The 11847-nt window shown below is 65.1% G+C and carries 15 protein-coding genes; 9 read left to right on the top strand and 6 right to left on the bottom strand.

What is annotated here, in order from left to right; translation table 11 throughout:
- Positions 1-2: 2 nt before the first annotated feature.
- From DH08_RS31585 to DH08_RS31570, 4 genes are read right to left on the bottom strand one after another with little or no spacing between them, the layout of a single operon-like run.
- A complete protein-coding gene (locus DH08_RS31585; protein WP_192183164.1) occupies positions 3-977 on the bottom strand; it encodes a branched-chain amino acid ABC transporter permease in 975 nt (324 codons plus the stop codon).
- Positions 974-1882 carry a branched-chain amino acid ABC transporter permease gene (locus DH08_RS31580; protein WP_192183141.1) on the bottom strand — a complete coding sequence of 303 codons (909 nt, stop codon included), beginning with the start codon at positions 1880-1882 and terminating at the stop codon, positions 974-976. Before DH08_RS31580 ends, DH08_RS31585 begins: the two co-directional genes overlap by 4 nt.
- Complete coding sequence (locus tag DH08_RS31575; RefSeq protein WP_192183140.1) at positions 1879-2628, bottom strand: ABC transporter ATP-binding protein; 750 nt, start codon at positions 2626-2628, stop codon at positions 1879-1881. The genes DH08_RS31580 and DH08_RS31575 overlap by 4 nt, the downstream gene beginning before the upstream one ends.
- Entirely contained in the window at positions 2625-3422 is a 798-nt protein-coding gene (locus DH08_RS31570) for an ABC transporter ATP-binding protein (RefSeq protein WP_192183139.1), read from the bottom strand. The genes DH08_RS31575 and DH08_RS31570 overlap by 4 nt, the downstream gene beginning before the upstream one ends.
- Positions 3423-3558: 136 nt before the next feature.
- On the opposite strand from DH08_RS31570, the gene DH08_RS31565 reads away from it, so the two are divergent.
- The 6 genes from DH08_RS31565 to DH08_RS31540 are packed head-to-tail and all read left to right on the top strand — an operon-like array spanning position 3559 to position 7921.
- On the top strand, positions 3559-4293 hold the full coding sequence (locus tag DH08_RS31565) for a GntR family transcriptional regulator (RefSeq protein ID WP_192183138.1): 735 nt from the start codon (positions 3559-3561) through the stop codon (positions 4291-4293).
- The gene (locus DH08_RS31560) at positions 4290-4778 is read left to right on the top strand and encodes a DUF3830 family protein (RefSeq protein WP_192183137.1); all 489 of its coding nucleotides are present in this window, start codon (positions 4290-4292) and stop codon (positions 4776-4778) included. The genes DH08_RS31565 and DH08_RS31560 overlap by 4 nt, the downstream gene beginning before the upstream one ends.
- Positions 4779-5129: a TIGR04076 family protein gene (locus DH08_RS31555; RefSeq protein ID WP_192183136.1), complete on the top strand. Its 351-nt coding sequence runs from the start codon at positions 4779-4781 to the stop codon at positions 5127-5129.
- On the top strand, positions 5129-6184 hold the full coding sequence (locus DH08_RS31550; RefSeq protein WP_192183135.1) for an aldo/keto reductase: 1056 nt from the start codon (positions 5129-5131) through the stop codon (positions 6182-6184). Before DH08_RS31555 ends, DH08_RS31550 begins: the two co-directional genes overlap by 1 nt.
- Positions 6181-6609 carry a DUF4440 domain-containing protein gene (locus DH08_RS31545; protein ID WP_192183134.1) on the top strand — a complete coding sequence of 143 codons (429 nt, stop codon included), beginning with the start codon at positions 6181-6183 and terminating at the stop codon, positions 6607-6609. Before DH08_RS31550 ends, DH08_RS31545 begins: the two co-directional genes overlap by 4 nt.
- Before the next feature lie 49 nt (positions 6610-6658).
- Complete coding sequence (locus DH08_RS31540; RefSeq protein WP_192183133.1) at positions 6659-7921, top strand: ABC transporter substrate-binding protein; 1263 nt, start codon at positions 6659-6661, stop codon at positions 7919-7921.
- 93 nt (positions 7922-8014) lie between these two features.
- Here DH08_RS31540 and DH08_RS31535 read toward each other — a convergent pair whose 3' ends face one another.
- Positions 8015-9184: a proline racemase family protein gene (locus DH08_RS31535; protein WP_192183132.1), complete on the bottom strand. Its 1170-nt coding sequence runs from the start codon at positions 9182-9184 to the stop codon at positions 8015-8017.
- Between DH08_RS31535 and DH08_RS31530 the strand changes: the two genes are divergently transcribed.
- A complete protein-coding gene (locus DH08_RS31530) occupies positions 9162-9587 on the top strand; it encodes a GNAT family N-acetyltransferase (protein WP_192183131.1) in 426 nt (141 codons plus the stop codon). The two genes, DH08_RS31535 and DH08_RS31530, sit on opposite strands and share 23 nt — an antisense overlap.
- On the opposite strand, the gene DH08_RS31525 is transcribed toward DH08_RS31530, so the two are convergent.
- On the bottom strand, positions 9584-10699 hold the full coding sequence (locus DH08_RS31525; RefSeq protein ID WP_192183130.1) for an anhydro-N-acetylmuramic acid kinase: 1116 nt from the start codon (positions 10697-10699) through the stop codon (positions 9584-9586). The genes DH08_RS31530 and DH08_RS31525 overlap by 4 nt on opposite strands.
- A 44-nt stretch (positions 10700-10743) precedes the next feature.
- Here DH08_RS31525 and DH08_RS31520 point away from each other — a divergent pair, with 44 nt between their 5' ends.
- Both DH08_RS31520 and DH08_RS31515 read left to right on the top strand, forming a co-directional pair.
- Entirely contained in the window at positions 10744-10983 is a 240-nt protein-coding gene (locus tag DH08_RS31520) for a hypothetical protein (protein ID WP_192183129.1), read from the top strand.
- Positions 10962-11651 (top strand): SDR family NAD(P)-dependent oxidoreductase, encoded by a 690-nt coding sequence (locus DH08_RS31515; protein WP_192183128.1) that lies wholly within the window; start codon positions 10962-10964, stop codon positions 11649-11651. Before DH08_RS31520 ends, DH08_RS31515 begins: the two co-directional genes overlap by 22 nt.
- Positions 11652-11847: the final 196 nt, after the last annotated feature.

Genomic DNA, 11847 nt, shown 5'->3' with positions numbered 1-11847 from the left:
CGTCACGTGCTTTCGCCCGCCGCCGCCTTCGCACGCTTGCCAAACCGCGCACGCAGCGGCTTGTCGCCGAACAGCCCGTTCGGCCTGACCAGCAGGATGACGCACAGCATCACGCCGATGGCGACGATCTGCAGCGAGGCCGCGCGTGCCTGCTGCTCCGGCGCAAACAGCACGCTGGTCAAGGCCCCCGATCCGGCCCATATCGCCCACACCAGGATGCTGCCGACGACGGCGCCGAGATTGCTGCCCGAGCCGCCGACGATCAGCATCACCCAGACCTGGAAGGTCAGGATCGGCAGGTAATTGTCCGGCGCGATGAAGCCGGTGAAATGCGCCTGCAGCGCCCCGGCCAGCGCCATGATGGCGCCGCCGACGGCAAAGGCCTGGACACGGTAGAAACGCGCGCTCTTGCCGAGCGAGATCGCCGCCCGCTCATCCTCGCGCAGCGCCTTCAGCACCCGCCCCCAGGGGCTGCGCGACAGGTGCTCCAGAGCGAGATAGGCGATCAGCGTGACCGCCGAGACGACGGCGAGGTTCGACAGGTTGAACAGCAAGGGCGTTTCGGCGAGGCTGCCGAAGGGGCGCGGGATGAAGCCGATGCCGAACGGGCCGCCGGTCAGCTTCTGCGCGTTGAGCGCGACCAGCTGAACGACGACGGCGACGCCGAAAGTGGTGATCGCCAGATAGTCCGATCTGAGGCGCAGCGTGGCGATACCAGTGATGGCGGCGGCAATGCCGCCAACCAGCATGGCACCGAACCAGCCGACCAGGATCGGCAGGCCGAAGCCGCCGAGCCGCGCTGCATCATCGGGCGTGGTCAGCAATGCGGACGTATAGGCGCCGATGGCGACGAAGCCGGCGAGGCCGACATTGAAAAGGCCGGTCAGCCCCCATTGCAGGTTGAGCCCGAGAGTGACCAGCGAAAAGATCAGCGCCGTGGTCAGGAAGAAAGCCCCATAGCCGAGCAGATCCATCAGCGTTCCCTCACTCCGAACAGGCCGACAGGCCGCACGAACAGCACCGCCATCAGGATGATGAAGGAGACGGCCGCGCGCCATTCGGCGCCGATCAATTGCACGGCGCCCGCTTCGGCGAGGCCGATGATCAGGCCGCCGAGAACCGCACCCGGAACGCTGCCGATACCGCCGAGGATGGCGGCGGCGAACATCGGCAGCAGCATGTCGAACCCCATGAACGGCCGGATCTGTATGAGAATGCCGATCATGACACCGGCGACGCAGGCCAGCGCGCCGCCGATGATCCAGGTGACGCGCACGACGCTGGCAACGTCGATGCCGACAATGCGGGCCAGCGCCGCGTTCTGGCTCAGGGCCTGCATCGAGCGGCCGGTCTGCGTGCGCGTCATCAACAGATGCACGCCGAGCACGAGCACGGCGGTCAGCAGCAGCAGCGCGATCTGGTCGGGGGTGATGCGGATGCCAAAGCCGACCGGCATGGCGATCTGGATGGCGCGGCTGAAATAGGTCGGACGTGACGTGAAGATGAATTCGAGCAGGCTTCGCAGCGCCATCGAGGCGCCGAAGCTCGCCATCACCACGATGATCGCCTGGCCCTTCGCGCGCAGCCGCGCGAACAGCACAAAGTCGAGCAGCAGCGCCAGCAGGCCAGTGATCGCCATGCCGATGATGAGCGCGACAATGAGCGGCCAGCCGAAGGAGAGTGGAGCGATTGGTGCTATCTTGCCGAACATGGCGCCGGTGGCGCCGACCACGGCGAGCGTCGCATAGGTGCCCCAGGCCATGAAGTCGCCATGGGCAAAGTTCGAGAAACGCAGGATCGAATAGGTGAGCGTCACGCCGATGGCGCCGAGGCCGATCATCGAGCCCGTCAAAAGTCCGTCGACGACAAATTGCAGGTTCATGCCGCGCTCCCCTTTTCGGAGGCCTGTCGGCGTTGGCCCAGATAGAGTTCGGCGACGACCGGATCGTTCCACAGTTCAGAGGCGACGCCCTCGTGCCGGTCCTTGCCCTCGACCAGCACATAGGCGCGATCACCGATGGCAAGCGCTGCCTTGGCGTTCTGTTCGACCAAGAGGATGGTGACGCCGGACTTGCGGATGCCGGCCAGCATATCGAACACCATAGCCACGAATTTCGGCGACAGGCCGGCCGACGGCTCGTCGAGCACCAGCACCTTGGGATGGACGATCAATGCCCGGGCGACGGCCAGCATCTGCCGCTGTCCGCCCGAGAGGTTGCCGGCCACGGTCCGGCGCTGGCGGGCGAGGTCGGGGAAGGCGGCATACATTTCCTCGATGCGGGCAGGGGTCTCGCGCCGCTCGAGGATGCCGCAGGCGACCTTCAGATTGTCCTCCACCGACATCAGCGGGAAGATGTTTTCGGTCTGCGGCACGAAGGCGAGGCCGAGGCGAACCATCGTATGGGCGGGTGCCGCTGTAATATCCTTGCCGTCCAGCCGCACCGTGCCGCCGGTGATCGGAACCAGCCCGGCGATGGCCTTGATCAGGCTCGACTTGCCGGCGCCATTGGGGCCGAGCACGACGACGATCTCGCCCTTGCTGACGGTGATCGAGGCACCGCGCACGATCGGCACGCCGGGCTCGTAGCCGGCTTCGAGGTCGCGGACGTCGAGGACGGTCTCGCTCATACCGCGCCTCCGAGATAGGCCTCGATGACGCGTGGATCGCGCGCCACCTCATCCGCCGTGCCTTCGCACAGAAGCTGGCCACTCGCCATGACCAGCACGTGGTGGCAGAGCCGCGTCACCATGTCGATATTGTGCTCGATCAGCAGGAAGGTGATGCCGCGCGCGTTGATGTCGCGGATGCGATCGATGATGACTTCGAGCAGCGTCGCGTTGACGCCGGCGGCCGGCTCGTCGAGCAGGATGATCGCCGGATCGGCCATCATCACCCGGGCGAGTTCGAGCAGCTTGCGCTGGCCGCCGGACAGCACCCGCGCCGGTTCATGCGCCAGATGGGTAAGCGCGACGAGCTCGAGCAACTCCAAGGCCTTTTTTTCGCCGATCCTTTCCTCGGCGGCAACCCGTCGCGGCATCAGGAAATTGGCGAGCAGCTTTTCGCCGGCCTGACCCTGCGCCGCCAGCATGACGTTTTCGATCAGCGTCAGGTTGGGCAATGGCCGGGGGATCTGGAAGGTGCGGCCAAGGCCACGGCCGATCCGGCGATGCGCGGCTTCGCCCGAGACCAAGGTGCCGTTGAGAAAGATCTCGCCGCTGGAAGGCAGGATGCTGCCGGCGAGCAGATCGAACATCGTCGTCTTGCCGGCGCCGTTCGGGCCGATGAGGCCAAGGATTTCGCCCGGGCGGACCTCGAACGAGACGTCATTGACCGCGACGAGCCCGCCGAAGCGCCTGACGACGTTCTTCGCCGCCAGAACCGGTTCGCGTATCTCGTCCTGCCGTTCGATTGTCTCGCTCATGCACCCTCTGGCCGAGCGGTCGTTGCCGCTTTCTGATTTTTTGATTTGTGATCACACTTGCTTTGATCACGCTAATCGGCTTTAATTTTCTCCGCAAGCCGAAAACGGGCCAAATCGGGCCAAGACCGGGAATGCCATGCAAAAGGCTGCCATCGAGCGGAACAACGAGGTGATCGCAGCCCAGCTCACGCCGGTCGGTCGCGAGACCGTGCAGGATCGCGTCTATTCGGAACTGCGCCGGGCTCTGATCGGCGGTCTTTTCGAGCCAAGCCAGGTACTGACCATTCGCGGCCTCGCCGACGCGCTGGTCACCTCGACCATGCCGGTGCGCGAGGCGCTGGGTCGGCTGATCACCGAAAAGGCGCTGGAGGCTTTGCCCAACCGCTCCGTGCGCGTGCCGCCGATCACACTCGAGCGCATCGACGATCTGCTGCGTGCCCGCTCGCTCATCGAAGGCGAGGCGATTGCGCTTGCCGCCACGCGCATGGGCCCGCGCCAGATCGCCACCATCGAAGCCATGCTCGGCGAGTGGGACGAGATGCGGGCGCTGAAGCACAAGAAGGACATCGACCGCGAAGCGACGCTCAACCAGAGCTTCCATTTCGAAATCTACCGCTGCTGCGGCTCTGCCGTGCTGATCCCGATGATCGAAAGCCTCTGGCTGCAATCCGGCCCCTGCATCCGCGTCGCCATCTACGCCTTCTCCGAGGCCGGCGAGGTCGATACCGCCCACTATCACCGCCGCATCGTCGCAGCGCTCGCCAAGCAGGATGCGCAGGCGGCGCGCGAGGCGCTGGTCGCCGACATCAGCCGGCCCTTCGCCTTCCTGCGCGACAAGTTGCAATCCGCCGCTGCGAAAGGCTCGACATGACCAAGCCCGCCATCCGGATCTCCGAGCCACGCTCGAACCTTTCGGCGACGGCGCTGCTGTTGCTCGAGAAGGCGCCCGACAACACTGCCTTCCTGCTGGCCTATCTCGGTGAGCCACGCGTCGTTGCCGGCATCCATGCGATGTGGACGGGGCCGGAGATTTCCTGCCCGGTTCCATCAGCGCATCTGGATGGCCAGGCCTATGCCAGGCCACTGCCGGCCGAGAATGCGACGCTGACGCCGCAGCCGGGCGACATCGTGCTGTCCTATGTGCCGCCGCGCATGTGGGGCGGCAATCCCAATGCGATCTTCGACATCGGCCTGTATTACGGGCAGGGCGCACGCCTGCTGTTCCCCATCGGCTGGCTTGCCGGCAGCGTCGTTGCCCAGGTGCTTCCCGAAGAGCGCGATCAGTTCGCCGCTGCTTGCGGCGTCATCCGCCGCAACGGCGCCTGTGACGTCACCTTCAGCCTGGTGGAGGTCTGAATGGCCGACGACAGTTTCGAACTCTTCGACCTCCGCGTCGAGGCGGTCATCCCTAAGGGCAAGCCGATCTATTGCGGCGCCAAGGCCGGCGACTATTTCGAGCTCAAAGGCGAGATGCTGTCTATGCCGGCCGGGCAGGGTTTTTCCATCTACTCGATCGCGGCCGTGCTGCCGCTGCTGGCGGCCAAGCAACGCCCGACCGACAGGAATGACTGGATGACCTCGGACGCCGAGATCGCCTGTCCCGATCCCAACTGCGCCAGCCGGCTGAGGATCGTCAGGACCGGCAAGCGGCGATTCAGCCACGCCGAGACCACGGCGGTGCCGCTGCCGAAGGAGAATGACCAGTAATGACCGCCAAGACCTTCGAACTCGGCCCCGGCTACACGATCTCGCGCGTCATACGTGGCGGCTGGCAGCTTGCCGGCGGCCATGGCGCCATCGACCGCGAGCAGGCGGTGACCGACCTGATCACCACCTTCGATGCCGGCATCTGGACCTATGACTGCGCCGATATCTACACCGGCGTCGAAGAGCTGATCGGTGCTGCCCGACTGCGGCTGGCCAGCGAGCGCGGTCTCGACGCCGCCGCCCGGATGAAGGTTCACACCAAGCTGGTGCCCGACCTCGAAAGGCTCGCCAGCATCAGCCGCGACTATATCAGAGGCATCGTCGACCAGTCGCTGCGGCGGCTGAAGACCGAGCGACTCGATCTCGTGCAGTTCCACTGGTGGGATTATGCGATGGCCGGCTATATCGACGCGATGGGCTGGCTCAACGAGCTTCGCCTGGAAGGCAAGGTGCGCAATGTCGGCACCACCAATTTCGACACGCCACGCCTTGCCGAGATCCTGGCGGCCGGCGTGCCGCTGGTCAGCCAGCAGCTGCAATACTCCGTGCTCGACCAACGGCCGGCGGGCAGCCTTGCCGCACTCGCCGGCCAGCACGGCATCAGCTTCCTCTGCTACGGTTCGGTGGCCGGAGGCTTCCTGAGTGACAAATGGCTTGATGTGGCCGAGCCGCAGACGCCGCTCGAAAACCGCTCGCTGGTCAAATACAAGCTGATCATCGACGATTTTGGTGGCTGGGATCTTTTCCAGGTATTGCTGAGCACGCTGAAGGCGGTCGGCGATCGCCACGGCGTCGACATCGCCACCATCGCCAGTGCCTGGGTGCTGGAGCAGCCGCACGTGGCGGCCGTCATCGTCGGCGCCCGCAACCAGGCGCATGCGCTCGCCAATGCCGGGATCATGGACGTCGCGCTGACGCCGGATGACAAGACGGCGATCGGCGCCGTGATCGCCGAGAGCCGGGGCCTTGAAGGCGACGTCTACACGCTGGAGCGCGATCGCCACGGCCGTCACGGTTCGATCATGCACTACAATCTGAACGCAGGCCGGGTATGAGCGCACAATCCTCCCTGTTTTCACGCGCGAGTGCCGAGGTCGTCGATCTGCATCGCTTTTTCGTCGACTGGTTCGTCGAAGCCCGCGCCGACGCGGTGGATTTCAGCCGCTTCGAACGCGTCATGGGCGAAGGCCTCAGCATGATCGCGCCGAGCGGCATGATCCTCGACCGTGATGCGGTCATCGGCCATGTGCGGGAAAGCCGCGCCACCTGCGATGACGGCTTTGCCATCTCGATCGAGGACATCCGTCCCGGCTGGCAGACCGCCGACACGATCGTCGTCCTCTATGTCGAGGCACAGCAGCGCGGCGGCAAGCACAGCCGCCGCCAGTCGAGTGCCGTTTTCACCATCAGTTCATCGGCGCCCAACGGCGTCGAATGGCGACATCTGCATGAAACCTGGCTGCAGGTGCCGGAAGGCTGAACAGGCTCCAGAGATCAAATTAGAGTCGAGTAACGAAAGGGGAACAACAATGACAAGGACGATACTCCACATCACCACCGCGCTGGCCTTGCTGACGGCAGCCGGTGCTGCTCATGCCGCCGATTGCAAGATCACCGTCGGTCTCGTCATGGAACTGACCGGCCCGGCCGGCGAATACGGCCAGGCCGGCGCCAAGTCGGTCGAGATGGCGTTCCGCGACATCAATGCCGCCGGTGGCGTGCGCGGCTGCGATCTCACCGCCGACACGCGTGACAGCCAGAGCCAGGGCAACATCGCGGTCGACGCCGCGACCCAGCTGGTGCAGGTCAAGAAGGTGCCGGTCATCATCGGCGGCATCATTTCTTCGGTGTCGATCCCGATCCTGACCTCGGTCACCGCGCCGGCCAAGATCGTCCAGGTCTCGCCGGCCTCGTCCTCGCCGACGCTGACCGCGCTCGGCCGCGACGGCAAGACCAACGGCATCTTCTTCCGCACCATCACCTCGGATGCGCTGCAGGGCGTTGCCGCCGGCAAATATGCCATCGACAAGGGCTTCAAGAAGCTGTCGATCATCCATGTCAACAACGACTTCGGGGTCAACATGGCGGCGGAGTTCTCGCGCGCCTACAAAGCGCTCGGTGGCACCATCATCTCCGACACGCCCTACAACGAAAAGCAGTCGAGCTATGCCTCGGAAGTCTCCGCCGCCATGGCCGGCGAGCCGGACGGGCTTTATCTCGTCAGCACGCCGGTCGATGGCGCAACCATCGCCCGCGCCTGGATTTCGCAGGGCGGCGTGCAGAAGTTCCTGTTCAATGACGGCATGAACAGCCCGGACTTCATCGAATCCGTCGGTGCCGACTATCTGAAGGATGCCTACGGCACGTCCTCGGGCACCAGCCCGACGGCCTCGACCGACTATTTCATGAAGAACTACAAGGAGTTTTCCGGCATCGAACCGTCGAACCCGGCCGCCGACCGCTCCTATGATGCCGGCGCCATCGTCGGCCTGGCCATCGCCATTGCCGGCTCCGAGGATCCGGCCAAGATCAAGGACGCGATGTACAAGGCGGTCGACCCGGCCGGCACGCCCGTCTTTGCCGGCAAGGAAGAGTTCGCCAAAGCGCTCGGCCTGATCAAGGACGGCAAGCCGATCCGCTACGAAGGCGTCATCGGCCCGGTCGCCTTCGACAAGTACGGTGACATCACCGGCCCGTTCCGTCTCTGGAAGATTGTCGACGGCAAGGTGACGACCGACGGCGAAATGACCACGGAAGACGTCAACGCCTTGCAGGCGACGCTGAACAAATAGGCACAGTCTCGATTGCAAAACCCCGGATCAGGCGATCCGGGGTTTTCCGGGCGGGCGGTTCCGCCCTTGCCATGACGACACTTGCGCTACGAGCTACAGCACCGCCGGACCGCCACCCACCAGATAGCCATTGCCGAGTGGATCGCGCTCATCGACGAGCAGCCGCGAATGGCCGGTGATCCAAGCGCTTCCTTCGACCTGGGGAATGATGCCGCTGATCTTGTCCCGCATATCCGCGCCAACCGGCATGCCGCGATAGAGTGTGCCCATCAGCCCCTCGTTGATGAAGGATTGGCCGATTTCAAGTTGCCCCAGCGCCACCAGTGCCGCCATGCGCGCGCAGGTCGCGGTTCCGCATGGCGAGCGATCGAACGATCCCGCCGCTGATACCGGAACGTTGAAGCCCGCCGCCTGCGGATCACGCGGCGTGTCGGTCCACACGATATTGCCGACGACAGGAGGCTTACCGCTGCTCGGGTCGGCCATCGTCAGTTGCGCCGCGATCCTGGCCCGGATGTCCTGCGCGGCGGCAATCAGCGCATCGATCGCATTCGCATCGATGCGAAGGCCCGCGGCGTTTACGTCGACGAAGGCGTACCACTGGCCACCATGGGCGATATGGACCGGCACGGTCCGGCCGTCGCCGACCCGCAGTTCCAGTGTGCATAGAAAAAATGCAAAGCCGAGCCGGAAAGCCACCGCTTGGCAGCGCCCGTTCTTCAACGTGGCCCGCAGTTCGACGCGGCCGGCCGGCGTGCGCAATCCGAATTCGAAGACGCCGTCGTATCCCGGCATCGTCGGCCCAACCAGCCCCAACTCGATCAAGGTCGTCGCGGCCCCGATCGTCGCGTGACCGCACATATCCGGATAGGTCGCGGCGTCCATGTAGACGAGGCCGTAGTCACCGCCAGGGTGCGCCGGCGGGATAAGAGCTACGGAAAACATCGAGCGATGGCCTCTGGGCTCGAACACCGAGACACGCCGCACCCAGTCACGCTCGCCCCGCAACTGTTCCCGAGCTTCGTTTGGATCGAGCCCCGGCGCCAGATCGGCGCCAGCGATGACCACCCGCGTCGGCTGGCCACAAGTATGCGAGTCCACGACCTCCAGAATTCGGGACGCCGTCCGGGATAGACGCGACAGGTCGAGAGAGCTGGTCAAATCCATTTTATCTTTACAGAATAACCGTTTAGGATGAGGCAGCAAACTATAGTGCCTGCCCAGGAATGCAACGCATTTGATGAAGACGACGCTTGAGACCACCGCCGATCCCTTGCCGGAGGAGCTCGCCTTTCTGGGCGAACGGCTCGCCGCCTTCAACGACAGCGATGTCGGCGCGTCCAGGCGCAAGGCGCTCGCCGTCTTCGTGCGCGACGAAGGCGGCAAGGTCGTCGCCGGCATTTCGGGCTACACCGCCTGGGGCTGGCTCTTCGTGCAATGGCTCTGGGTCGACGAGAGGCTGCGCGGCCAGCATATGGCAGGCAACATGCTGGAGGCGGCCGAACGGGAAGCGATCGTGCGCGGCTGCCACGGCGCCTGGATCGACACTTTTAATCCGAAAGCGGCCAGGGCCTATGAGCGTCAGGGCTACCAGCCGTTCGGCACGCTGCCCGATTTTCCCATCGGCCGCAGCCGCATCTTCCTGCAGAAGAAACTGGCTGGCTAACCCGCCAGCCGTCCGCCGCGCATCGGCTGCGGCACGCCGGTCGTGCTCGGAAAACTGATCGGCAGGCCGCGCAGCACGCGCACCGCCAGGAAAGCAAAGCACTCCGCCTCGACCGCGTCGCCCTTCCAGCCGAGCGTTTCGGCCTGCACGGCTTCGACGCCGGCGCGGCTGGCGAGCATCGCCATCATCGTCGGGTTGTGACGGCCGCCGCCGCTGACCACCAGTCTCTTTGGCCGATGCGGCAAAAGGTCGAGCGCCTTGCCGACGGCAGCAGTGGTGAAGGCCGTCAACGTTGCCGCGCCATCCTCGGCGGTGAGCCCGTCGGCCATCGCCGCGCCGAAGTCGAAACGGTCGAGCGATTTCGGATAAGGCTTGGTCAAATACGGGTGCTCAAGCAGCTTCGCCAGCCGCGCCTCGTCCACCGTGCCGGCGTGGGCCAGCGCGCCGTCGCGGTCCATGTCGCCAAGCCCCTTCGCCTTGATGAAATCGTTGAGCGGCGCGTTGGCCGGGCCGGTGTCGAAGGCGACGACATTGTCCTTGCCGTCCCACCAGGTGATGTTGGCGACGCCGCCGAGATTGAGCACCGCCATGTTGCCGCTGGCATCCGCCGCGCGCAGCAGCGCGGTGTGGTAGGCAGCCGCCAGTGGCGCGCCTTGCCCGCCGGCGCGCATGTCGGCCGAGCGGAAATCATAGGCGACCTTGGTGCCGAGAATGGAATGCATCAAGTCGCCGTCGCCGAGCTGGCGGGTCTGGCCAAGCCGGCCGACCTCAGGCGCGCGATGCAGCACGGTCTGGCCATGGAAGCCGACGACGCCGATGTCGGCCATGGTGAGACCATGGCTTTCGACGAGGTCCTTGACCGCCGCCGACTGTGCCCGCGTCAGCGCCTCCTCGGCCTCGCGAAAAATCGCCGGCTCCGGCCCGGTGAAGCTCCACACCCGCGCCTGGCGCAGCGTCTCCTCCAGCAAGGTGCGGATCGATTGCGGGTAGGGCGCCAGCGTATAGGTGCCGAAATCCGCGATGCGCTCGCCGTCGGTCTTGATCAGCGCGACGTCGATATTGCCGTCAAGCACGGTGCCGGTCATCAGGCCGACGGCCCAGATTGGTTCCATAAGTGCCTAGCCTCCGTTGACGAGATCGCCGCTGTCGAGAAGACGTGTCGGATGGTTCCGGCTGGCGGGCAAGGTCCAGCCTTGTCTTTGTCGAAGTCAATCCACAGACCGTTGCCGGCGGAACCGGGATTTTGGTTTCTGCGACTGTCTGGCTCAACAACGGTAGCAACGCCATCTCTTGCCTGTCGCCCGCGAAGGCGCGACGCTACGAGCAGCGTCTGGCGAAATGCTTCCGCCGGAGGCTAACCAAGGAGGAAAAATCATGGCATCCGACGTCGCAGTGATCGCCGGCGCAGGGCAGGGCCTGAGCGCTTCGCTGGCGCGCCTCCTCGCCAAGGAGGGTTTTCGTGTCGTGCTGGCCGCCCGCAACACCGGCAAGCTCGCCCCACTGGTCGAGGAGACCGGTGCGCTCGCCGTCGAAACCGACGTTTCCGATCCGGCCTCCGTCGCAAGCCTGTTCGACGCCGCCGACAAGGTCGGCTCGCTGGCCCTTGCCGTCTTCAACGCCAGCGGCCGCACACGCGGCCCGATCGCCGAACTCGATCCCGATGCGGTGAAACACGCGCTGCTGGTCGGCGCCTATGGCGGCTTCCTGGTCGGCCAGCAGGCGGCGCGGCGGCTGTCGGCGCGCGGGGCCGGTTCGATCCTGTTCACCGGCGCCACTGCCAGCCTCAAGGGATTTCCCGGTTCGGCCGGTTTCGCCATGCCGAAATTCGGCCTGCGCGGCCTGGCGCAGTCCATGGCCCGCGAGTTGGCGCCGAAGAACATCCATGTCGCCCATTTCATCATCGACGGTGCCATCCAGCCGCCCGGGCAGGCCGAGGAGCCGGACCGGCCGGATCGCCGGTTGTCGCCGGATGCGATTGCCGAGGCCTATCTCGCGACCCACCGCCAGCATCGCAGCGCCTGGAGTTTTGAGGTCGAACTAAGGCCCTGGGTCGAGACATTCTGAGCGTTCAGCCAAAGCCGGCGCAGCGATTCTGGCACAGCGCATGTCGCTCGCCGCCTGCAATGTGCCACGCGCTCGCAGGCGTGCTCGCTGTCGCAAAATCTTTGAGAGAATATTTCCTGCTTCGCGTTGAAGAAGAAAACCGGTTCTTTGATCGGAAGCGCAGCATTGCCGATCCTGTCATCAAGGCTTCGCATCC

This window comes from Mesorhizobium amorphae, assembly GCF_014843845.1.
Classification (GTDB): domain Bacteria; phylum Pseudomonadota; class Alphaproteobacteria; order Rhizobiales; family Rhizobiaceae; genus Mesorhizobium; species Mesorhizobium amorphae_A.
Note: the sequence above shows the minus strand (reverse complement) of the source record. Positions and strands in the feature narration are given on the sequence as shown.

What these genes read in the sequence shown, in the direction of transcription:
- DH08_RS31580 (WP_192183141.1), bottom strand. Translation starts at nt 1,882, where the DNA reads ATGAACCTGCAATTTGTCGTCGACGGACTTTTGACGGGCTCGATGATC.
- DH08_RS31575 (WP_192183140.1), bottom strand. Translation starts at nt 2,628, where the DNA reads ATGAGCGAGACCGTCCTCGACGTCCGCGACCTCGAAGCCGGCTACGAG.
- DH08_RS31570 (WP_192183139.1), bottom strand. Translation starts at nt 3,422, where the DNA reads ATGAGCGAGACAATCGAACGGCAGGACGAGATACGCGAACCGGTTCTG.
- DH08_RS31565 (WP_192183138.1), top strand. Translation starts at nt 3,559, where the DNA reads ATGCAAAAGGCTGCCATCGAGCGGAACAACGAGGTGATCGCAGCCCAG.
- DH08_RS31560 (WP_192183137.1), top strand. Translation starts at nt 4,290, where the DNA reads ATGACCAAGCCCGCCATCCGGATCTCCGAGCCACGCTCGAACCTTTCG.
- DH08_RS31555 (WP_192183136.1), top strand. Translation starts at nt 4,779, where the DNA reads ATGGCCGACGACAGTTTCGAACTCTTCGACCTCCGCGTCGAGGCGGTC.
- DH08_RS31550 (WP_192183135.1), top strand. Translation starts at nt 5,129, where the DNA reads ATGACCGCCAAGACCTTCGAACTCGGCCCCGGCTACACGATCTCGCGC.
- DH08_RS31545 (WP_192183134.1), top strand. Translation starts at nt 6,181, where the DNA reads ATGAGCGCACAATCCTCCCTGTTTTCACGCGCGAGTGCCGAGGTCGTC.
- DH08_RS31540 (WP_192183133.1), top strand. Translation starts at nt 6,659, where the DNA reads ATGACAAGGACGATACTCCACATCACCACCGCGCTGGCCTTGCTGACG.
- DH08_RS31530 (WP_192183131.1), top strand. Translation starts at nt 9,162, where the DNA reads ATGAAGACGACGCTTGAGACCACCGCCGATCCCTTGCCGGAGGAGCTC.
- DH08_RS31525 (WP_192183130.1), bottom strand. Translation starts at nt 10,699, where the DNA reads ATGGAACCAATCTGGGCCGTCGGCCTGATGACCGGCACCGTGCTTGAC.
- DH08_RS31515 (WP_192183128.1), top strand. Translation starts at nt 10,962, where the DNA reads ATGGCATCCGACGTCGCAGTGATCGCCGGCGCAGGGCAGGGCCTGAGC.